18 protein-coding genes and 5 tRNA genes are annotated in these 18,836 nt (G+C 72.6%); 14 read left to right on the top strand and 9 right to left on the bottom strand.

Annotated elements, in window-relative coordinates:
• Nucleotides 1-19 precede the first annotated feature (19 nt).
• The 3 genes from ACIOGZ_RS17390 to ACIOGZ_RS17400 form a co-directional block, all read right to left on the bottom strand.
• Nucleotides 20-91: transfer RNA gene (locus ACIOGZ_RS17390), tRNA-Val, on the bottom strand.
• Between the two features lie 38 nt (nt 92-129).
• A tRNA-Cys gene (locus ACIOGZ_RS17395) sits at nt 130-200 on the bottom strand.
• A 40-nt stretch (nt 201-240) separates the two neighbouring features.
• Nucleotides 241-313: transfer RNA gene (locus ACIOGZ_RS17400), tRNA-Gly, on the bottom strand.
• Nucleotides 314-634: 321 nt separating this feature from the next.
• Here ACIOGZ_RS17400 and ACIOGZ_RS17405 point away from each other — a divergent pair.
• From ACIOGZ_RS17405 to ACIOGZ_RS17415, 3 genes are read left to right on the top strand one after another with little or no spacing between them, the layout of a single operon-like run.
• Nucleotides 635-1,696: a chorismate-binding protein gene (locus tag ACIOGZ_RS17405; RefSeq protein ID WP_363627463.1), complete on the top strand. Its 1,062-nt coding sequence runs from the start codon at nt 635-637 to the stop codon at nt 1,694-1,696.
• A gap of 38 nt (nt 1,697-1,734) precedes the next feature.
• On the top strand, nt 1,735-2,565 hold the full coding sequence (locus ACIOGZ_RS17410) for an aminotransferase class IV (RefSeq protein ID WP_400803641.1): 831 nt from the start codon (nt 1,735-1,737) through the stop codon (nt 2,563-2,565).
• A gap of 55 nt (nt 2,566-2,620) precedes the next feature.
• Complete coding sequence (locus ACIOGZ_RS17415; RefSeq protein ID WP_400986357.1) at nt 2,621-3,463, top strand: GNAT family N-acetyltransferase; 843 nt, start codon at nt 2,621-2,623, stop codon at nt 3,461-3,463.
• Between the two features lie 12 nt (nt 3,464-3,475).
• Here the strand turns inward: ACIOGZ_RS17415 and ACIOGZ_RS17420 are convergent, their stop codons facing one another.
• Nucleotides 3,476-3,976: a DsbA family protein gene (locus tag ACIOGZ_RS17420; protein ID WP_363583038.1), complete on the bottom strand. Its 501-nt coding sequence runs from the start codon at nt 3,974-3,976 to the stop codon at nt 3,476-3,478.
• A 110-nt stretch (nt 3,977-4,086) separates the two neighbouring features.
• On the opposite strand from ACIOGZ_RS17420, the gene ACIOGZ_RS17425 reads away from it, so the two are divergent.
• A complete protein-coding gene (locus tag ACIOGZ_RS17425; protein WP_363583040.1) occupies nt 4,087-4,551 on the top strand; it encodes a hypothetical protein in 465 nt (154 codons plus the stop codon).
• Nucleotides 4,552-4,594: 43 nt separating this feature from the next.
• On the opposite strand, the gene ACIOGZ_RS17430 is transcribed toward ACIOGZ_RS17425, so the two are convergent.
• Together ACIOGZ_RS17430 and ACIOGZ_RS17435 are read right to left on the bottom strand one after the other, a co-directional pair.
• Nucleotides 4,595-5,164, bottom strand: coding sequence for a CGNR zinc finger domain-containing protein (locus ACIOGZ_RS17430; RefSeq protein WP_363627464.1), 570 nt, complete (start codon nt 5,162-5,164; stop codon nt 4,595-4,597).
• A 404-nt stretch (nt 5,165-5,568) separates the two neighbouring features.
• A complete protein-coding gene (locus tag ACIOGZ_RS17435) occupies nt 5,569-5,982 on the bottom strand; it encodes an SsgA family sporulation/cell division regulator (RefSeq protein WP_030056266.1) in 414 nt (137 codons plus the stop codon).
• A 195-nt stretch (nt 5,983-6,177) separates the two neighbouring features.
• Here ACIOGZ_RS17435 and ACIOGZ_RS17440 point away from each other — a divergent pair, with 195 nt between their 5' ends.
• The 3 genes from ACIOGZ_RS17440 to ACIOGZ_RS17450 all read left to right on the top strand — a co-directional run bounded on the left by ACIOGZ_RS17440 (nt 6,178) and on the right by ACIOGZ_RS17450 (nt 7,047).
• Nucleotides 6,178-6,615 carry a TIGR02611 family protein gene (locus ACIOGZ_RS17440; protein ID WP_400986359.1) on the top strand — a complete coding sequence of 146 codons (438 nt, stop codon included), beginning with the start codon at nt 6,178-6,180 and terminating at the stop codon, nt 6,613-6,615.
• 78 nt (nt 6,616-6,693) lie between these two features.
• Nucleotides 6,694-6,765 (top strand) — tRNA-Val (locus ACIOGZ_RS17445).
• A 210-nt stretch (nt 6,766-6,975) separates the two neighbouring features.
• Nucleotides 6,976-7,047, top strand: a tRNA-Val gene (locus tag ACIOGZ_RS17450).
• Between the two features lie 78 nt (nt 7,048-7,125).
• On the opposite strand, the gene ACIOGZ_RS17455 is transcribed toward ACIOGZ_RS17450, so the two are convergent.
• Nucleotides 7,126-7,893, bottom strand: coding sequence for an exonuclease domain-containing protein (locus ACIOGZ_RS17455; RefSeq protein ID WP_363583044.1), 768 nt, complete (start codon nt 7,891-7,893; stop codon nt 7,126-7,128).
• Nucleotides 7,894-8,044: 151 nt separating this feature from the next.
• Between ACIOGZ_RS17455 and ACIOGZ_RS17460 the strand changes: the two genes are divergently transcribed.
• The 4 genes from ACIOGZ_RS17460 to ACIOGZ_RS17475 all read left to right on the top strand — a co-directional run bounded on the left by ACIOGZ_RS17460 (nt 8,045) and on the right by ACIOGZ_RS17475 (nt 12,549).
• Nucleotides 8,045-8,599, top strand: a complete 555-nt coding sequence (locus ACIOGZ_RS17460; RefSeq protein WP_363583046.1) for a DUF4365 domain-containing protein — start codon at nt 8,045-8,047, stop codon at nt 8,597-8,599.
• A gap of 44 nt (nt 8,600-8,643) precedes the next feature.
• On the top strand, nt 8,644-9,843 hold the full coding sequence (locus ACIOGZ_RS17465) for a hypothetical protein (protein ID WP_400986361.1): 1,200 nt from the start codon (nt 8,644-8,646) through the stop codon (nt 9,841-9,843).
• Nucleotides 9,844-9,930: 87 nt separating this feature from the next.
• Nucleotides 9,931-11,910, top strand: a complete 1,980-nt coding sequence (thrS, locus tag ACIOGZ_RS17470; RefSeq protein ID WP_400986363.1) for a threonine--tRNA ligase — start codon at nt 9,931-9,933, stop codon at nt 11,908-11,910.
• Nucleotides 11,911-11,988: 78 nt separating this feature from the next.
• On the top strand, nt 11,989-12,549 hold the full coding sequence (locus ACIOGZ_RS17475) for an HIT domain-containing protein (protein ID WP_371516227.1): 561 nt from the start codon (nt 11,989-11,991) through the stop codon (nt 12,547-12,549).
• 69 nt (nt 12,550-12,618) lie between these two features.
• Here the strand turns inward: ACIOGZ_RS17475 and ACIOGZ_RS17480 are convergent, their stop codons facing one another.
• Complete coding sequence (locus tag ACIOGZ_RS17480) at nt 12,619-14,259, bottom strand: hypothetical protein (RefSeq protein ID WP_363583054.1); 1,641 nt, start codon at nt 14,257-14,259, stop codon at nt 12,619-12,621.
• 206 nt (nt 14,260-14,465) lie between these two features.
• Between ACIOGZ_RS17480 and ACIOGZ_RS17485 the strand changes: the two genes are divergently transcribed.
• Entirely contained in the window at nt 14,466-14,873 is a 408-nt protein-coding gene (locus ACIOGZ_RS17485; protein ID WP_400803631.1) for a thiol-disulfide oxidoreductase DCC family protein, read from the top strand.
• Between the two features lie 5 nt (nt 14,874-14,878).
• Here the strand turns inward: ACIOGZ_RS17485 and ACIOGZ_RS17490 are convergent, their stop codons facing one another.
• Nucleotides 14,879-16,927 (bottom strand): elongation factor G-like protein EF-G2, encoded by a 2,049-nt coding sequence (locus ACIOGZ_RS17490; protein ID WP_400986365.1) that lies wholly within the window; start codon nt 16,925-16,927, stop codon nt 14,879-14,881.
• Between the two features lie 255 nt (nt 16,928-17,182).
• Between ACIOGZ_RS17490 and pgsA the strand changes: the two genes are divergently transcribed.
• Together pgsA and ACIOGZ_RS17500 are read left to right on the top strand one after the other, a co-directional pair.
• Nucleotides 17,183-17,830 (top strand): phosphatidylinositol phosphate synthase, encoded by a 648-nt coding sequence (gene pgsA / locus ACIOGZ_RS17495; protein ID WP_363583060.1) that lies wholly within the window; start codon nt 17,183-17,185, stop codon nt 17,828-17,830.
• A 16-nt stretch (nt 17,831-17,846) separates the two neighbouring features.
• Entirely contained in the window at nt 17,847-18,833 is a 987-nt protein-coding gene (locus tag ACIOGZ_RS17500) for a phosphatidylinositol mannoside acyltransferase (protein ID WP_363583062.1), read from the top strand.
• Nucleotides 18,834-18,836: the final 3 nt, after the last annotated feature.

Genomic DNA, 18,836 nt, shown 5'->3' on the forward strand with positions numbered 1-18,836 from the left:
GACCCCGAAGGATCCGACGTGCGCGATACTGGGATTGAACCAGTGACCCCTACCGTGTCAAGGTAGTGCTCTCCCGCTGAGCTAATCGCGCGGGGAGGTCTTCCGGTCGGAACCGGTCGAACCTCTCGGAGGTGGAGACGGGATTTGAACCCGTGTACACGGCTTTGCAGGCCGTTGCCTCGCCTCTCGGCCACTCCACCAGGCAACACACGAAGAACGATCTTACACTGTTCTCCATCGAGCGGACGACGAGATTCGAACTCGCGACCCTCACCTTGGCAAGGTGATGCTCTACCAACTGAGCCACGTCCGCCTGTCTCCCGGGACCTTCACCGCTTTTCTTCGGCTGCGCTCCCTGGCGACGTGTTGAACTCTAGCGGATTCCCGGGCCAGCTAAAAATCCGTTCCCGCAGCGTGCCGATGGGATGCCCACCGAGCGCCTCCCCGCCGACCCCTCGGCCCGGCCACCGGCCGCCACCTGCGGCGCTTCCGGACGATCATCCGCAGGCCACCCGGCGCACACCCGCGCGATGCCGAGCAGTGCTCACGCCCCCGCGTCACACCCCCGCGCCGGGCCCGCACCCCCGACCTACACTTCAGGCACCGCCGCCCAGCACCACCGCGCAGGAGAACCGTGTCCGGCCCCACCGAACCCAGCACCCCGCTCGCCCGCTTCGGCGGCCGCCTGGCCACCGGGCTGCGCGACGTCACCTCGGACCCGGCCGCCCTGGACTCCACCGGCTACTGGGCCGTCGCCTACGACTTCGAGGGCCGGCTGACCTGCGCCCGCTTCGACGACGTCCGCCCCGCCCCCGCGCCGCCCTCGGGCGCCGGCTGGCGCGGACCGGGGGCCGGCGACTGGCACAGCTCCCTGGACCGCTCCGCCTACACCGCGGGCGTACGCCGCATCCGTGAACACATAGCCGCCGGCGAGGTCTACCAGGCGAACCTCTGCCGCGTGCTGTCCGCACCGCTGCCCGACCCGGCCCGCAGCGACGTCGACGCCCTCACCGGCCTCCTCGCCCACGGCAACCCCGCCCCCTACGCCGGCACCATCCGCCTGCCCGCGCACGGTGTCGAGATCGCCACCGCCTCGCCCGAGCTGTACCTGCGCCGCGCCGGCCGCACCGTCTCCTCCGGCCCGATCAAGGGCACCGGCCGCACCGAGGACGACCTCCTCGACAAGGACCACGCCGAGAACGTGATGATCGTGGACCTGGTCCGCAACGACCTCGGGCAGGTCTGCGCGACCGGCAGCGTCACCGTCCCCGACCTGTGCGCCGTCGAGAAGCATCCCGGCCTGGTCCACCTGGTGTCCACCGTCGAGGGCACCCTGCGCGAGGGCGCCGGCTGGCCCGAGCTGCTCGCCGCCACCTTCCCGCCCGGCTCCGTCACCGGCGCCCCCAAGTCCAGCGCCCTGCGGATCATCGACGCCCTGGAGACCGCCCCGCGCGGCCCGTACTGCGGCGCCGTCGGCTGGGTCGACGCCGACCGCGGCGAGGGCGAACTCGCCGTCGGCATCCGCACCTTCTGGCTCGACCGGACCGACCCCGAGGCGCCCGTGCTGCGCTTCGGCACCGGCGCCGGCATCACCTGGGGCTCCGACCCCGACCGCGAGTGGGCGGAAACCGAACTGAAGGCCGCCCGCCTGGTCGCGATAGCGTCGGGCAGCGATATCGACCCGACGGGCGCATGAACCGCCCCGCCCCCACCTCGTCCTAGGAGCAGCCCTCGATGCAGAACCCGACCACGAGCTGGGTCAACGGGGCGCTCGTCGACTCCGCCGACGCCGCCGTCTCGGTCCTCGACCACGGACTCACCACCGGCGACGGGGTGTTCGAGACCATGAAGGCCACCGACGGCCGGGCCTTCGCGGTCACCCGGCACCTCGACCGGCTCACCCGCTCCGCCCGCGGCCTCGGCCTGCCCGACCCGGACCACGACCTGGTCCGCGAGGCCTGCGCCCAGGTCCTCGCCGCCAACCCGGCCCCGCTCGGCCGCCTGCGCGTCACCTACACCGGCGGCACCTCACCGCTCGGCTCCGAGCGCGGCACCGCAGGCCCCACCCTCGTCGTCGCCCTCGGCGCGATCAACCGCCGCCCCGACGAGACCGCCGCCGCCGTCGTCCCGTGGCGCCGCAACGAGCACAGCGCTGTCGCAGGCCTCAAGACCACCTCGTACGCCGAGAACGTCGTCGCCCTGGCCGCCGCCCACCGCGCCGGCGCCTCGGAGGCCCTGCTCGCCAACACCGCCGGCCTGCTCTGCGAGGGCACCGGCTCCAACGTCTTCGTCGTCCTCGGCGGTCGCCTGCTCACCCCCACCCTCGGCTCCGGCTGCCTGGCCGGCATCACCCGTCAGCTGGTCGTCGACTGGTGCGGTGCCGAGGAGACCGACCTGCCGCTCAGCGCCCTCCGGGACGCCGACGAGGTCTTCCTCACCTCCACCACCCGTGACGTCCAGGCCGTGACCCGGGTGGACGACCGCGAGCTGCCCGGCATCGGCCCCGTCACCGCCAAGGCCATGGCCGTCTTCGCCGAACGCAGCGGCGACGACCTCGACCCGTGATCCCCGAAGCGGCAACCAGGGCATAGGGGCCCGGGCGCGGGGAAGGGACCACCACATGACCACGACGCTGCGCCCCGAGGGCCCGGAGACACCCACCGACGCCGGCGGCCGCACCAGGCGCTGGCAGATCTGCGCCAACGGCCGCCAGGTCGGCGCGCTGCGCACCACCGCCATCCCGCACGGCAGCCAACTCTGGGGCGAGATATCGGAGTTGGAGGTCAGAGAAGGCCGCGGTCGGGGCCGCGGCACGTTCGGCGCGCTGGCCGCGGAGGAGGTGCTGCGCAACTGGGACTGCACCCGGGTGGACGCCAACATCCCCGAGACGGCGCGGATCGCCCGGGGGCTCGCCACCACCCTCGGCTACACCGAGCGGATGCGGAACCTGGCCAAGCGGCTGACCACCGCCCCCGCCCTGCCCGCCGGCATCACCGCCGACCGGATCGAGCCCCCGGAGTTCCAGGCCTGGCTCGACCGGGCCGCCCGGGGTTACCTCCGCTCGCTCGTGGAGTCCGGACTCAGCGAGGAGCAGGCCCGCGCCAGGTCCCACCTGGACCACCAGCGCCAGCTCCCGCAGGGCGCCGACAGCCCGGGCGTCGCTCTGCGCCGCCTGCGCGCGGACGGTGAAGCCGAGCCGCTCGGCTCGCTCTGGGTGGACTTCCACCGGCGCGACCTGCCGAACGGCGGGCCGCTCGCCTGGGTGATGACCGTCGAGGTGTCCCCGGCCCACCGGGGCCGGGGCCACGGCCGCACGCTGATGCTGCTCGCCGAGCGCGAGTGCCTGGCCGCCGGCGTGCGCGACCTCGGCCTCAACGTGTTCGCCGGGAACGAGGTCGCGATCCGCCTCTACGCCTCGCTCGGTTACCGGGTCACCAACCGCATCTACGGAAAGCCGCTGTGACCCGACATGACGTCAGGAAGCCGCCGCCGCCTCGATGGCGGCCACGATGCGGTCCCGCAGGCCGTCCTGGCTCTGCCCGCCGTCCAGCCGCTGACCGCCGATCACGTACGTCGGCGTACCGGTGACCCCGATCGCCCGGCCCTCGGCCTGGTCGGCGTCCACGGTGAGCATGTGCCGGCCGTCGATCAGCGCGGTGTCGACCTCCTCGACGTCCACCCCGACCGCCCGGGCCACCTCCAGCAGCACCTGCTGCCCGCGGGCGTCCAACTCCTCGACCCGGGCCAGCAGCGCCTCCACGAACGGCCAGCCCAGCCCCTGCGCGAACGCCTCCTCGGCGGCCTCCGCGGCCGCGTAGGCGTGCTTGTGCTTCTCCAACGGGAAGTGGCGGACCTCGACGGGCAGCGCGTCGCCGTACCGCGCGCGCAGCGCCCGTACGTCGTCCAGCGCGGTGCGGCAGTCCGGACACTGGAGGTCGCACCAGAACTCGAGCCGGGGGAGGGAACCATCGATCATTCCCCCAGTGTTTCACTAGTGGGCGCCCGCTCCGGCCGACGGTGCGCCCCTGCGAAGGCCGACAGGGAGGCAGTGATGACCAGGACGACCGGAAGCGAAGGAGTACTGCCGTGCTGACGGCGGCGACCAGCTTCGCGCTCACGGCGGGCGGGGTGGCCGTGGCCGGCCTGCGGGCCTACCGGCGGCGGTTCCTGTCCGCGACCCGCTGGTTCGCGGTGGCCCTGGTGCCCGCCGGGCTCTACCTGACCGGCCTGTTCCCGGTGGCCCGGACGATCGGCAGCGAGTTCGCCGACTGGGCGACGAGGCTGGTGTTCGACCCCCGGGTCTGGACCGGCATCGTGCTGCTCGGCCTCTCCGCGCTCCTGCTGGTGACGACGCGCTGGGTGGGCCGCCGGGGCGCCGTGGACGCCGCCCCGGACCGCCCGGCGGCCGCCGGTGCCGCGCCCGAGCGCCCGGCGGTGGCGGCCACCCCGCCGAAGAAGCCGGCGACGGGCAAACCCGCGGCGGGCAAGCGGGACGACGGCCTCGGCGACTTCTCCGACATCGAGGAGATCCTCCGCAAGCGCGGCATCTGAGCGGCATCCGAACGCGGCATCCGAACCCCCGCGGGGGTCGGCGTCAGGCGGAGGGCACGGCCTCCGCCGAGCGCTGCCGTGCTCGGTAGGCGGCGACGTGCAGCCGGTTGCCGCAGGTGCGGCTGTCGCAGTAGCGCCGGGAGCGGTTGCGGGAGAGGTCCACGAAAACCCGGGCACAGTCCGGTGCCTCGCACCGGCGCAACCGCTCCCGCTCGCCCGCCATCAGGATGAAGGCCAGCGCCATGCCCAGCTCGGCGGCGAGGTGGTCGCCGAGCGCGGCGTGCGGCGCGAAGTAGTGGATGTGCCAGTCGTGGTGGTCGTGGTTGGTCAGCCGCGGCGTCGTACCGGCGGCCGCGACGATCCGGTTGACCAGTTCGGCGGCCTCGGCGGTGGACTCCGTCCCGAACACCTCCCGCAGCCGGGTGCGCAGGTCGTGCACCTTGCGCAGGTCGTTCTCGGTGAGCGAGTCGATCTCGCTGATCTCCTGGCCGACCACGAAGGCGTCCAGTGCGGCCACGTCCGGCAGCCGCTCGGTGCCGCACACCTCGGGCGCGGTGTTGAGCAGCTCGACGAGGATGCTCAGCGCGCACTCGGTGTCATGGGTGATCAGCACGTTGGGGACTCCTCGCGCAGGGGGACTCCGGAACCCCGCGTCCACGGTTACCCCAGACCATACCGGGCCGTGCGGCGGAAGGGCGGCGGGTTCTTTCGAAGGCGTGTACGGATTCCGTCAGAGTGCCGTGAAGCGGACGGCGTCCGGGCGGCCGGGCCCGCGAAGGACCCCCCGAAATGCCGAGGGCGCCCGGCAGCGAGGCCGGCCACCCGTATGGATGGCCGGCCTCGTTGCCGGGCGCCTGCGGTGTCGCGGACCCGATCCGGTGGGATCGGGCCGTCCACCGGCCCCGAGGCCGCGTCGCGCGCGGCTGAGTTGCTGCCGTGCCCCCGAGTAGGACGGCAGCGGTGACGGCAGGAGGTACCACCCCGCCGATGGCGGGGCGTGACCGCCTCCGGGCGGGATCAGCTTTCGGCGAGGATGTGGGACAGCTCCCGGTCGAGGTCGAAGTGGCGGTGTTCGGTGCCGGGGGGCACCGCGGCGTCCGTCCGCTTGAGAAATGACTCAAGCGCCCGGGCCGGGGCTTCGAGCAGGGCTTCTCCTTCCGGAGAGCTCAGCGCGATGCAGACCACCCCTTGCCCGTGGCTGCGGGACGGCCAGACCCGGACGTCGCCGGTACCGGTCGGTCGGTGCAGCCCCTCCGCGAGGAGATCTCGGGCGAACACCCACTCCACGGTCTCGTCGGCGCCCGTGTGGAACGTGGCGTGCACGGCGTAGGGGTCGGCGGTGTCGTAGCGCAGGCCCGCGGGGACGGGCAGTGAGGACTCGCTGGACACGATGAGGCGCAGGTGCAGCTCGCAGCTGACCGTGGTGTTCATAAGCGCCATGGCCTTTCGCTCAGTGTGCGCTCGGGGAATCGCACGTCGGCGAACGGACCATCCCACCCCCAAGCCCGATGTAAACCCCTCTGTCCCGATTCGGGCGCGAGTCGTACCCCTTACGGCGCATTGCGGAATCATCCCGGAGTGGCCCGGTCGGGCATTACCGGGCCGCTTCTTGGTTAGTTTCCTGGCATGACTGTGCGAAACGACAAGACGGCCAAGAACACGGGATCGGGTGAACCGGTCACGGCGGATGACGCGGCCGGCTCCCGCGCCCCGGCGTTCGTCCGCCGCTCGCGGCCGCTGCACCTCACCTGGCAGGTGGCGATCTTCCTGGCCGGCCTCGCCGTGGTCGTCCTCGGCGTGATCATGCTGCCGCTGCCCGGCCCCGGCTGGGTGGTGATCTTCCTGGGCATGGGGGTCTGGGCCGCCGAGTTCGACTGGGCCCGGCTGGTGCTGCGGTGGAGCCGCCGCAAGGTCGCCGAGGCCGCCCACCGCGCCCTGGACCCGCGGGTGCGCCGCCGCAACCTCACCGTCACCGCCATCGGCCTCGCCGCGGTCGTCGGGATCGGCGGCTGGTACTTCACCCGCTACGGCCTGGCCGTCCCCTGGACGGCGGGCGAGAGCTGAGCGGCCCGGGGCCGGGGGCTGCCGTGACCAGGGTGTTCGGACCACCCTCCGGGATGCGGTAATGTTTTCCCTGCACCCGGGCGATTAGCTCAGCGGGAGAGCACTTCGTTCACACCGAAGGGGTCACTGGTTCGATCCCAGTATCGCCCACCGGAATGCATTGTGATACGTGAGGCCCAGCCGATTATCGGCTGGGCCTCACGTGTATTTCCGGAATCCATCCGAAGAACCATCCGGAATGCGACTGAGGCTCAGTCATCTTCCGCGTGGAGCGCGAGTTCTGCGGATGCGCCAGCAGTACCCGGAAGGGACGAGTTGTACGACGACCGCCAAATGGTGCTACAGTTCTTCTCGTTGCCCGGGCGATTAGCTCAGCGGGAGAGCACTTCGTTCACACCGAAGGGGTCACTGGTTCGATCCCAGTATCGCCCACCGGACAGCACGCAGGCCCTGACCAGGAAACCGGTCAGGGCCTGCGGCGCGTTCGGGACCGGCGCCTGCCGGCCGCCGCTACGCCGCCGCCTCGCAGCCGTGCTCGGGCTCCAGCCGGCGGCCGCAGCCGCACCGGGCCGGCCGCAGCGGCCAGGAGGGGTCCACCCGCTCCGGCGTCCCCGACCGGTCGAACCAGTTCTGCAGCCCCCGCGCCTGCGCCGCGTGCCAGACCGCCTGCCGCAGGTGTAGCTCCGCCGCCGTCAGTTCGCCCAGCGCCGCCGGGTAGCGGGCGCCTATCCGCCGGGTCAGCGCCAGCGCCGCCGTCGCGTCCGCCGCCGCGTCGTGCGCCCCGGCCAGCTCCACGCCGTAGTGCGCGCACAGGTCGGTCAGCGTTCGACGGCCCTTGCGGTAGCGGTCCACGTGCTTGTCCAGCACCCGCGGATCCAGCACCACCAGCCCGGCCGTGCCCACCCCGCCGGTCAGCGTCAGCCCGTGATGGCGGCGCAGCTCCCGGTCCAGCAGCGTCAGGTCGTACGGCGCGTTCATCACCACCACCGGGCGCCCGGCCCGCGCCTGGTCCGCCAGCGCGCGGGTGACCTCCGCCACCACCGCGCCGACCGGGCGGCCGTGCGTCCGGGCGTGCTCGTCGGTGATGCCGTGCACCGCCCGGGCGCCGTCCGGGATCGGGACGCCCGGATCGGCGAGCCAGGTGGTGGTCTGCACCGGCCGACCCGGGGCGAGTTGGACGACCAGGGCGGCCGAGACGATCCGATCGGACTCGACGTCCACGCCGGTGGTCTCGGTGTCGAAGGAGGCGAGTGGGCCGGTGTACCAGTGCTGCTGCATGACTGCCCCTCAGGCGAGCGTTCCGCGCGCCCGGTTGATACCCGGTTCTGACACCCGTTCAACCGTTTGGCGCAAGCCCGACCGGGGATCCTGCCCGTGGGCCCGCCGTTCCGATCCGGACGGGCCCGGAGCAGGGGGAGGCCACGGGGCGATGGCACTGACGCAGCCGCAGCCCGAGGAGGCGGCGGCCGTTCTACGGGGAAACCTGGCGGTCACCGCCTGCATGGAGACGCTGCAGGTCGGCTACCTGCACGCGGTCGCCGCCGCGGCCGGCTGCTCGCTCTCCCAGCCGTTCCCGGACAACGGGATCGACTGGCAGGTCAGCCACGGCTCCCGGGCGCACGAGGTGGACGACGAGGTCACCATCAAGATCCAGCTGAAGGCCACCCAGCAGATCGCGGCCGATCCGACCGGGCCGTTCTTCAGCTTCACCCTCGACAACGACCACCTGCGCAAGCTCGCCCGGGCGAGGGTCGCCGTGCCGCGCATCCTGGTCGTGATGCTGTTGCCGCGGCGGGTCGACCGCTGGCTGCACGCCCGCCCGGACGCGCTGGAACTGCGGCACTGCTGTTACTGGGTCAACCTGGCCGGCCACCCGGTCACCGGACAGCGGCGCACCAACGTGCGGGTCCCCACCGGCAAGGTCTTCGACGACCGCGCGCTCTGCGACATCATGGCCCGGGTCGGCGCGGGTGGCAGCCCGTGACCGCCCGCCCCGGTCCCGGCCCCCGGCAGCGAGGAGCAGCACCCATGACACCGCCGCACGCACCCGGCGAGCCGGTCCAGGCCCTGCCCGACCCCGCCGCCGTCGACCCGGCGGTGCTCGCCACCCTGCTCGCCCGGCACGGCTGGGTCCGGCGAGGCGGCCCCGCCGCCCGCTACGGCCGCTGGACGCCGCCCGACGACGAGTCCGGCACCAGCGTCCTCGTCCCCGCCGGGGACGGCTTCGACGACGCCGTCGACCTCCTCGCCGACGCCGTCACCGCGCTGTCCCGCTCCTCCACCCCGTCCGCCCGAGCCATCCTGCTCGCACTGGCCGTCCCCGGCGACGAACTGCGTTGGCACCGGGAACCGGCCGGCCCCGCCGAGGCCGCCACCTGGGACGACGCCGAGCGGCTCCAGCGGGCGGCCCGCGCGATGCTCGCCGCCGGGGCCAAGGCCGGCCGGGCCACGGCCGCCTACTTCGGCGCCCGGCTGGACGCCCACGCCGGGGACTTCCTGGACCGCGTCCTGGTCGTCGAGCAGGGCGCCGCCCTCACCGCCTACACCCCCGCGCCCGAGGGCCGGGCCGCCGTCACCACCCTGGTCCGCGCCCTGGAGGCACTGCGCGACGCCGTCGACTACCGCCGGGTCAGCGGGGGGCCCGAGGCCTTCGAGAACGCCGTCCAGGCCGGAGTCAGCCGGGAACTCGTCCAGTCCGTGGAGGACCTGGTCCGCGGCGCGACGGCGGCCCGGTTGACCGTCGCCTGGTCCGCCGCCGCGGGGACCCCGGGCGGCTTCGGGGACCGCCGGGTCGTCCTCGACTTCTCGCCCGGCGACCTGCCCGCCCTGACCGAGGCCGCCGAACTGCTCGAACGGATCGAGCCCGCCGTCGCCGTCACCGTCGTCGGCGTGGTCGTCCGGCTCAAGCGCGCCGACCCGGCCGGACCGGGCGCGGTACGGCTGCGCGTCCTCGGCGGCGCCGAAGTCCGCGAACTCAAGCTCCGCCTGCCCGACCCCGACTACCGGCTCGCCGCCGAGGCCCACCTCGCGGGCCTGCCGGTCCGGGTCGCCGGCCGGCTGGAGAGCCGCGGCGGCTTCCGTCGGCTCACCCGGCCGCAGGGCCTGGAACTGTGCGGCTGGGAGGACGCCGACCGCGAGCGGCTGCTGAAGTCCCTCGGCGAGGGACTCGGGGAAGAGGTCGGCGAAGAGCTCGACGGAGGCCTCGGGGAAGGGGGAGAGGGGGCGTAGGTGCGCGGCCGGGTCGGCGCGCTCGGTACCATCGTCACGCGCAGCGCAGTGTTGCGTCCTCTGAATCCAGCACGTCAGGAGAGACCGGTGACGGACGTCCGGGTAATCATCAACCGCGAACCCGATCGGGAAGAGCGCGTGGTGACCACGGGCACTACGGCCGCCGAGCTCTTCGCCGACGACCGCTCGATCATCGCCGCCCGCGTCGGCGGCCAGCTCAAGGACCTCGCGTACGCCGTCCAGGACGGCGACGAGGTCGAGCCGGTCGCGATCGGCAGCAAGGACGGCCTGGACATCCTGCGCCACTCCACCGCGCACGTCATGGCGCAGGCCGTGCAGCAGCTCTACCCCGAGGCCAAGCTCGGCATCGGCCCGCCGGTCAAGGACGGCTTCTACTACGACTTCGACGTCGAGAAGCCCTTCCACCCCGATGACCTCAAGGCCATCGAGAAGCGGATGCAGGAGATCATCAAGCGCGGGCAGAAGTTCTCCCGCCGCGTGGTCACCGACGAGTCCGCCCGCGAGGAGCTGGCCGCCGAGCCGTACAAGCTGGAGCTGATCGGCCTCAAGGGCTCCGCCGCCACCGCCGGCGAGGGCGCCGACGTCGAGGTCGGCGCCGGCGAGCTCACCATCTACGACAACCTGGACGCCAAGACCGGCGAGCACTGCTGGGGCGACCTCTGCCGCGGCCCGCACCTGCCCAGCACCCGGTACATCCCGGCGTTCAAGCTGATGCGCAACGCGGCCGCCTACTGGCGCGGCAGCGAGAAGAACCCGATGCTGCAGCGCATCTACGGGACCGCCTGGCCCACCAAGGACGAGCTCAAGGCCCACCTCGACTTCCTGGTCGAGGCCGAGAAGCGCGACCACCGCAAGCTCGGCAACGAGCTCGACCTCTTCTCCATCCCCGAGGAGATCGGCTCCGGCCTCGCCGTCTTCCACCCCAAGGGCGGCATCATCCGCCGGGCGATGGAGGACTACTCGCGCAAGCGGCACGAGGAGGAGGGCTACGAGTTCGTCTACACCCCGCACGCCACCAAGGGGAAGCTCTTCGAGAAGAGCGGCCACCTCGACTGGTACGCGGACGGTATGTACCCGCCCATGCAGCTCGACGAGGGCGTGGACTACTACCTCAAGCCGATGAACTGCCCGATGCACAACCTGATCTTCGACGCGCGCGGCCGCTCGTACCGTGAACTGCCGCTGCGCCTCTTCGAGTTCGGGACGGTGTACCGGTACGAGAAGTCCGGCGTGGTGCACGGCCTGACCCGCGCCCGCGGCTTCACGCAGGACGACGCGCACATCTACTGCACCCGCGAGCAGATGGCGGAGGAGCTCGACTCGACGCTGACCTTCGTGCTCAACCTGCTGCGCGACTACGGTCTGACCGACTTCTACCTGGAGCTGTCGACCAAGGACCCGGTCAAGTACGTCGGCTCGGACGAGACCTGGGAGGAGGCCACCGCCGTCCTCGCCAGCGTGGCCGAGAAGCAGGGGCTGCCGCTGGTGCCGGACCCGGGCGGCGCGGCCTTCTACGGCCCGAAGATCTCGGTCCAGGCGCGCGACGCGATCGGCCGGACCTGGCAGATGTCGACGATTCAGCTCGACTTCAACCTCCCCGAGCGTTTCGATCTCGAGTACACGGCGGCGGACGGCTCGCGCCAGCGGCCGGTCATGATCCACCGCGCGCTGTTCGGCAGCATCGAGCGGTTCTTCGCGGTGCTGCTGGAGCACTACGCCGGCGCCATGCCGCCGTGGCTGGCCCCGGTCACCGTGACGGGCATCCCGATCACCGACGAGCACGTGCCGTACCTGCTGGAGGTCGCGGCCGGGCTGAAGAAGCACGGGATCCGGGTCGAGGTGGACACCTCGGACGACCGCATGCAGAAGAAGATCAGGAACGCTCAGAAGAGCAAGGTTCCGTACATGCTGATCGCCGGCAACGACGACGTCGAGGCGGGCGCGGTGTCCTTCCGGTACCGCAACGGCGAGCAGAAGAACGGCGTGCCGGTGGCGGACGCCGTCGCCGAGATCGTGGACGCGGTGAGGAACCGCGTCCAGGTGTGACGCCTTCGGACCACCACGCGCGGGGCGGGCTCTCGATGAGTCCGCCCCGCGCGGCTTTGCAAGCAGCGTTGGGCGAATATGCTGATCAGCATGACGACTGAGCCGGAACTGCAGCGGGGCGTCGGGGAGCCGGACGGCTTCCGCCGCCTGTGGACCCCCCATCGGATGGCCTACATCCAGGGTGAGAACAAGCCCACTGGTCCGGCTCCGGACGACGGTTGTCCATTCTGCTCGATCCCCGCGCTGAGCGACGAGGACGGGCTGGTCATCGCCCGGGGCGCCGCCGTGTTCGCGGTGCTGAACCTGTACCCGTACAACGGCGGCCACTTGATGGTGGTCCCGTACCGGCACGTCGCGGACTACACCGACCTGGACGAGGCGGAGACGGCCGAGCTGGCCGACTTCACCAAGCGGGCGATGACCGCGCTGCGGGCGGCCTCGGGGGCGCACGGGTTCAACATCGGGATGAACCAGGGCGCGGCGGCCGGTGCCGGGATCGCGGCGCACCTGCACCAGCACGTGGTGCCGCGCTGGGGCGGGGACACCAACTTCATGCCGGTGGTCGGCCACACCAAGGTGCTGCCGCAACTGCTGGCGGACACCCGGAAGATGCTGGCCGAGGCCTGGCCGCAGGACTGATCGGGAACGCCGGAGGGGCCCGTCACCGCTGAGTCGGTGGCGGGCCCCTCCGGCGTGCGCGGGCCGTGGTCACTCGAACTGGTCGACCTTGTACGGGCGGGTGCCCTGGGCCTCGGACTTGATGATCGAGGCGCGGTTCTTGAAGCGGTCGGTGTCCAGGTCGTGCTCCTCCAGGAACTCCAGGGTGGCGGCGTGCACGGCGCCGAGGACCGGGACGGAGGCGTTGAGCGCGTTGTCGGTCATGAACCGGCTGCCCCACGGCGGGCTCGCCCAGGCGTGCCGGAAGCCGAACGGCTCGGGCAGGCCCAGGCCGCCGCCGAGCCAGGAGAGCAGCCCGGGGGCGCGGGTGAGCGGCGCGCGCAGGGCCTGGCGGACCACCTCGTCGTTGTCGATCAGGGGGAGCTTGACGGTGCGCTCCTCCCAGAACTTGCCGGTCTTCTGGACGGTCTTCTCCTTGGCCGAGGGCTTGTCGGAGAAGACGCCGTTGACCGGGCCGAGCGCGTAGCCGGCGACGGTGACGGTGAGGGTGTTGGCGAGCAGGGTGACGGTGACGGTGAAGGTGATGATCAGCTTGCCGTCGAAGGTGATGAACTGGGTGGCGAGGTAGTGCCGGGGGCCGCCGCCGGCGAAGGTCTGCTTGTCGGCGATGGTCTGGAGGGCGAAGTCGCGCATCCGGTCGCCGTCCATGTCGGCGTTGCCGGGGCGGGAGATCTCGTCGGCGTTCTCGCCGATTTCGAGGACCGCCCACTGCTTGACCGTGATGTTGGTCATCCCGCTGTTGGCGACCTCGCTGACGGCGAGCCCCTTGAGGTGCGAGGAGATCTTCCGGACGAGGTCCCAGGGGTGGAAGGCGCGGAAGTCGGAGTGGCCCGCGGCGGGGCGCATCACGTCGACCAGGCGCCATTCGCCCCAGCGCTTGCCGACGCCGAGGATGCCCTTGGGACCGGCGTAGTGCTGGACGTTGGTCTCCTGCTCGGCCTCCATGCGGGCGAGCTTGTCGCGCAGGTCGACGGCCTTCTTGTCGAGGTCGTCGCGGGGGACGGCCTTGGAGACGGTGGCGGCGACGGAGCTGCCCTCGGCGAGGGCGAGCCAGCGCTCGCGGAGCTCCTTGGTGGAGCGCAGCACGATGCGTCGGGCGAGGATCCCGCCGATGATGGGCGGGATCATGGCGACGCGCAGGTAGACGCCGAGCGGGCCGTGGGCGGGGGGCTTGACGAGGAACAGGACGGAGACCACGGCTGCGGCCAGGAGCGCGAGGGCGCCGTAGAGCTCGTCCTGGAGGGCCTTGCCCTTCATGAGGTAGATGCGCAGGTAGAACGCACCGATCCAGATCAGGGTGCCGGGCAGGGCGAGCAGGCCGAAGAGCACGGTGACCACGGTGAGCTTGCGGTCCCGCGCGGCCCGCAACTCCTGTGCGGCCAGGCAGTGTTCGACGATCTGGCGGGTGTCGGTGCCGAACGAGGGCACGATCGGCTTGCGCCCGGCACCGACGGTGCGGGAGATGACGGCGGCGCTGAACGCCTCGCCGAGGTTCGCCTCGAAGAGCTTGAACCGGGGCTTCTTGTGGGTCGCGGCGGTGACCTTGCCGACGAAGTCCTCGATCTTGCCGTCGCGGTACGCGACCGAGGAGAGCGCCGGGGTGACTCCGGTTTGCGGCCCGGCGTCGGTGCGGGGTATCTGCGCACCCGGAGTCATGTCGAGTGTGGTCACGGTGGCGTCCCCTCCTCCCCTTGTCAGCGGCAGGTTATCGTGCCGCGGTGTCGCCGCGCGCATGATCGTCTGAAGTGCCGTCACGATCGGGCCGCGCCTGGGCTTGAGAGGCATGATGCCCAGCTTCGGGCTGGTCGATACCCGGTCGGCGGCGGTCGTCGGGGTGGTGCAGGATGGCCGTGACGGCCAGGAAGGGAGCCCGGGCGATGGATCCGGTGTTGGTGTTCGACGGGGACTGTTCGTTCTGTTCGTCCTGCGTGCGGTGGGCGGAGCGCTATCTGCGGCAGACGCTGGCCTCGGGGGGCTGGGACGCGGTGCCGTTCCAGTTCGAGGACCTGGCGGCGCTGGACGCGCGCGCGGGCGGGCTGGGCGAGGTGACCGCGGAGCGGGCGGAGCGCGAGGTGCTGTGGGTGACGCCGGCGGGCCGGGTGTACGGGGGTGCGCAGGCGGTGGCGCGGCTGCTGATGCGTTCGGGCGGCGCGTGGGCGTACCTGGGGGCGGTGCTGGCGTCGGCGCCGGTGCGGCCGGTGGCGGGCCTGGCGTACCGCTGGGTGGCGCGCAACCGGCACCGGATGCCGGGGGGTACGGCGGCGTGCGCGCTGCCGCGGCGGTAGGGCGCTCAGCCGGTGTAGCGGGTGGCCAGGGCGGTCGGCATGGGTTCGTGGCGCAGGTAGGCGCGGGAGAACTCGGCGGTGCCGTGGGTGAGTGAGCGCAGGTCGACCGGGTAGCGGACGAGTTCGAGTTCGGGGACCTCGGCGCGCAGCAGGGTCAGGCCGGGGCCGCCGGTCTCGGTGCCGAGGACGCGGCCGCGGCGGGCGGAGAGGTCGCCGAGTACGGCGCCGAGGTAGTCGTCGGGCAGCAGGACGGCGACGGCGGCGACGGGTTCGAGCAGCCGGATGACGGCGTGTTCGGCGGCGTCGCGCAGGGCGAGGGCGGCGGCGGCCTGGAAGGACGCGTCGGAGGAGTCCACGGAGTGGGCCTTGCCGTCGGTGAGGGTGACCCGGACGTCGACGAGCGGGTGGCCGGTGGCGACGCCCTTGGCGAGCTGGGCGCGCAGGCCCTTCTCGACGGAGGGGATGAAGTGCTTGGGGACGGCGCCGCCGACGACGTGCTCCTGGAACTCGAAGCCGGAGCCGGCCGGGAGGGGTTCGACCTCCAGGTCGCAGATGGCGTACTGGCCGTGGCCGCCGGACTGCTTGACGAGCCGGCCGTGGCCGGCGGCGGCGGTGCCGAAGGTCTCGCGGAGGGCGACCTGGGGTTCGACGGTGTCGACGTGGACGCCGTGCCGGGTGCGCAGACGGTCGAGGACGACCTCGGCGTGGGCCTCGCCGGTGCACCAGAGGACGAGCTGGTGGGTGTCGGGGTTCTGTTCGAGGCGTAGGGCCGGGTCCTCGGCGGTGAGGCGGGTGAGGGCCTGGGAGAGCTTGTCGTCGTCGGCCTTGCTGTGGGCTTCGACGGCGATCGGGAGCAGGGGCTCGGGGAGGGCCCAGCCGGCGAGGTCGACGGGGTGGCCGGGGTCGTGGACGGTGTCGCCGGCGCGGGCGGTGGTGAGCTTGGCGATGCAGACGAGGTCGCCGGCGACGGCGTGCGGGACGGGCCGCTGGAGCTTGCCGAAGGGGCTGCTGAGGGCGGTGACGCGTTCGTCGCCGTTCTGGTCGGCGCTGTGGGCGGGGCCGGCGAGGTGGATGCGGGTGTCGGGACGCAGGGTGCCGGCGTACAGGCGCAGCAGGCTGATCCGGCCGACGTAGGTGTCGCCGGTGACGCGGACGACCTGGGCGGCGAGCGGGGCGTCGGGGTCGCAGTCGGGGGCGGGGCGGGAGCGTTCGCCGGGGTCGGGGAAGGTGTGGACGATCAGGTCGAGGAGTTCGGTGGCGCCGAGGCCGTTCTCGCTGGTGGGGACGGCGGGGTGGAGGGCGCAGCTGAGGACTTCGCGGCGCAGGCCGGCTTCGAGGGCGTCGGTGTCGAGGGTGTCGCCGGAGAGGTAGCGCTCCATGAGCGTGTCGTCCTGGCCGGAGATGGCCTCGACGAGGCTGTCGTGGGCCGGCCCGGTGTCGGGCAGCGGGGCGGCCCGGCCGTAGGTGTCGCCGGTGAGCAGGTCGACGCTGCCGTCGGGGCGGCCGTCGTGGAGGACGGGCAGGAAGAGCGGGCGGAGGGTGTCGGGGCCCAGGTCGAAGGCGTCGTGGCAGGCGGTGAGGATGTCGTCGAAGCCGGTGCGGGCGAGGTCGAGTTTGGCGACGGCGATGGCGCGCGGGATGCCTTCGGCGGCGCACTCGCGCCAGAGTGCGCGGGTGGGGGCGGTGACGGGGTCGGTGGCGGAGACGACGAAGACGGCGGCGTCGGCGGCGTGCAGGGCGGCGCGCAGGTCGGCGGTGAAGTCGGGGTGGCCGGGCGGGTCGATCAGGTTGATCTTGACGCCCTTCCATTCGAGCGGGAGCAGCGAGAGCTGGACGGAGCGCTGCTGGTGGTGCTCGATGTCCTCGTGGTCGGAGACGGTGGTGCCGTCGGTGACGCGACCGGCCCGGCCGGTGGCGCCGGCGGCGAGGGCGAGGGATTCGGCGAGCGTGGTCTTGCCCACACCGCTGGAGCCGATGAGGACGACGTTGCGCAGGTCCCGGGGGGCGGTGACGGCGGGTGCCTGGGCGGCTCGTGCCGTGCTGCGGTCGGGCATCGGGGTCTCCTCCCGTCGCGCCGGGGCTGTCCTTCGAAAGTGTAGGTGCGGGTGCTGCGGCGGCGCGTGTCGTACGGGTGGGCGGTGACCGTCCGTGTGTGGGACGTGGCCGGGGTGTCGTCGGGCGGTGCGTGCGACGGAGCGTGCCTCCGGCCTGGCTACGATGGGTGGGCCGGACGGGCTGATCCGTCCGGCCGTCTGCCGCGCGTGTTGCGCCAGGCGGGTACCAGGGAGATCGGAGCGGTCGGGAAGGCCATGCTCAACAAATACGCGCGTGCCTTCTTCACACGTGTTCTGACCCCGTTCGCCGCGTTCCTGATCCGGCTGGGCGTGAGCCCGGACGCCGTGACGCTGATCGGCACGGCCGGTTCGGTGGCCGGTGCGCTGGTGTTCTTCCCCCGCGGGGAGTTCTTCTGGGGCACCATCACGATCACGCTGTTCATCTTCTCGGACCTGGTGGACGGGAACATGGCCCGCCAGCTGGGCCGGAGCACCAGGTGGGGGGCGTTCCTGGACTCCACGCTGGACCGGGTCGCGGATGCGGCGATCTTCGGTGGTCTGGCGATGTGGTACGCGGGCAAGGGTGACGACAACCTGCTGTGCGCGGTGGCGATCTGCTGCCTGGCGAGCGGGCTGGTGGTGTCGTACACCAAGGCGCGGGCGCAGAGCCAGGGGCTGCCGTGCGACGTGTCGGGGCTGGTGGAGCGGGCCGAGCGGCTGGTGGCCAGCCTGGTGGCGGCCGGGGTCGCGGGTCTGCACAAGTTCGGGGTGCCGTACGTGGAGTGGCTGCTGCCGGTGGCGCTGTGGCTGGTGGCGGTGGGCAGTCTGGTGACGGTGTTCCAGCGCATGCTGACCGTGCGCCGGGAGGCGTTCGAGGCCGACCGAGCGGCGGCCGGGAGCTGATGGGGGGCGTCCTGCGGTGACGGACCGACTGGTGTACTGGGCGTACGCGCTGGGCTGGGCGGTGCTGAAGCACCTGCCGGAGCGGGTGGCGCGGGGCCTGTTCGACCGGCTGGCGGACCACGCCTGGCGCCGGCGGGGCAAGCGGGTGCTCCAGTTGGAGGCGAACCTGCGCCGGGTCCGTCCGGGACTGGACGAGGCGGGCCTGCGGGCGCTGTCCCGGGCCGGGATGCGTTCGTACCTGCGGTACTGGATGGAGTCGTTCCGGCTGCCGGTCTGGAGCAGGGAGCGGGTGGCCCGGGATGTCCGGTCGGAAGGCCTGGAGAACCTGCGCGCGCCGATCGAGGCCGGTCGGGGCGCGGTGATCGCGCTGCCGCACATGGGCAACTGGGACCTGGCGGGCACCTGGGTGGCGCAGCTGGGCTTCCCGTTCACCACGGTCGCGGAGCGGTTGAAGCCGGAGCGGCTGTTCGACCGGTTCGTGGAGTTCCGGGAGGGCCAGGGCATGGAGGTCCTGGCGTTGACCGGGGGCGGGATGAACGTGATCGGCACGCTGGCGCGACGGCTGCGCGAGGGCCGGCTGGTCTGCCTGGTGGGGGACCGGGACCTCTCGGAGGCGGGCGTGGAGGTGTCGTTCTTCGGGGAGGCGACCCGGATGCCGGCCGGTCCGGCGGCGCTGTGCCAGCGCACCGGGGCGGCGCTGCTGCCGGTGACGCTCTGGTACGACGGCCCGGTGATGCGGGCGCGGATCCACCCCGAGGTGCCGGTGCCGCAGGAGGGCGACCGCAAGGAGCGGACGCAGGTGATGACGCAGGCGCTGGCGCAGGTGTGGGAGGAGGCGATCCGCGAGCACCCCGAGGACTGGCACATGCTGCAGCGGTTCTGGCTGGCCGACCTCCCGGTCCGTGAGACGGTGGAGGAGGCGGCCGCGCCGCACTCCGAGGCGGCCCGGGCGGCCGCGCCGGAGCCGGCCGGCGAGCCGGCGGCCGAGGCCTCCGGGTCCTGATCC

Origin of the sequence: Kitasatospora sp. NPDC088160 (assembly GCF_044741445.1) — a bacterium.
Taxonomy (GTDB): Bacteria; Actinomycetota; Actinomycetes; order Streptomycetales; family Streptomycetaceae; genus Kitasatospora.

Coding starts and splice junctions, on each gene's coding strand:
- ACIOGZ_RS17410 (WP_400803641.1), top strand. CDS start 1,735: ATGCAGAACCCGACCACGAGCTGGGTCAACGGGGCGCTCGTCGACTCC.
- ACIOGZ_RS17415 (WP_400986357.1), top strand. CDS start 2,621: ATGACCACGACGCTGCGCCCCGAGGGCCCGGAGACACCCACCGACGCC.
- ACIOGZ_RS17420 (WP_363583038.1), bottom strand. CDS start 3,976: ATGATCGATGGTTCCCTCCCCCGGCTCGAGTTCTGGTGCGACCTCCAG.
- ACIOGZ_RS17435 (WP_030056266.1), bottom strand. CDS start 5,982: ATGAACACCACGGTCAGCTGCGAGCTGCACCTGCGCCTCATCGTGTCC.
- ACIOGZ_RS17440 (WP_400986359.1), top strand. CDS start 6,178: ATGACTGTGCGAAACGACAAGACGGCCAAGAACACGGGATCGGGTGAA.
- ACIOGZ_RS17455 (WP_363583044.1), bottom strand. CDS start 7,893: ATGCAGCAGCACTGGTACACCGGCCCACTCGCCTCCTTCGACACCGAG.
- ACIOGZ_RS17460 (WP_363583046.1), top strand. CDS start 8,045: ATGGCACTGACGCAGCCGCAGCCCGAGGAGGCGGCGGCCGTTCTACGG.
- ACIOGZ_RS17465 (WP_400986361.1), top strand. CDS start 8,644: ATGACACCGCCGCACGCACCCGGCGAGCCGGTCCAGGCCCTGCCCGAC.
- ACIOGZ_RS17475 (WP_371516227.1), top strand. CDS start 11,989: ATGCTGATCAGCATGACGACTGAGCCGGAACTGCAGCGGGGCGTCGGG.
- ACIOGZ_RS17485 (WP_400803631.1), top strand. CDS start 14,466: ATGGATCCGGTGTTGGTGTTCGACGGGGACTGTTCGTTCTGTTCGTCC.
- ACIOGZ_RS17490 (WP_400986365.1), bottom strand. CDS start 16,927: ATGCCCGACCGCAGCACGGCACGAGCCGCCCAGGCACCCGCCGTCACC.
- pgsA (WP_363583060.1), top strand. CDS start 17,183: ATGCTCAACAAATACGCGCGTGCCTTCTTCACACGTGTTCTGACCCCG.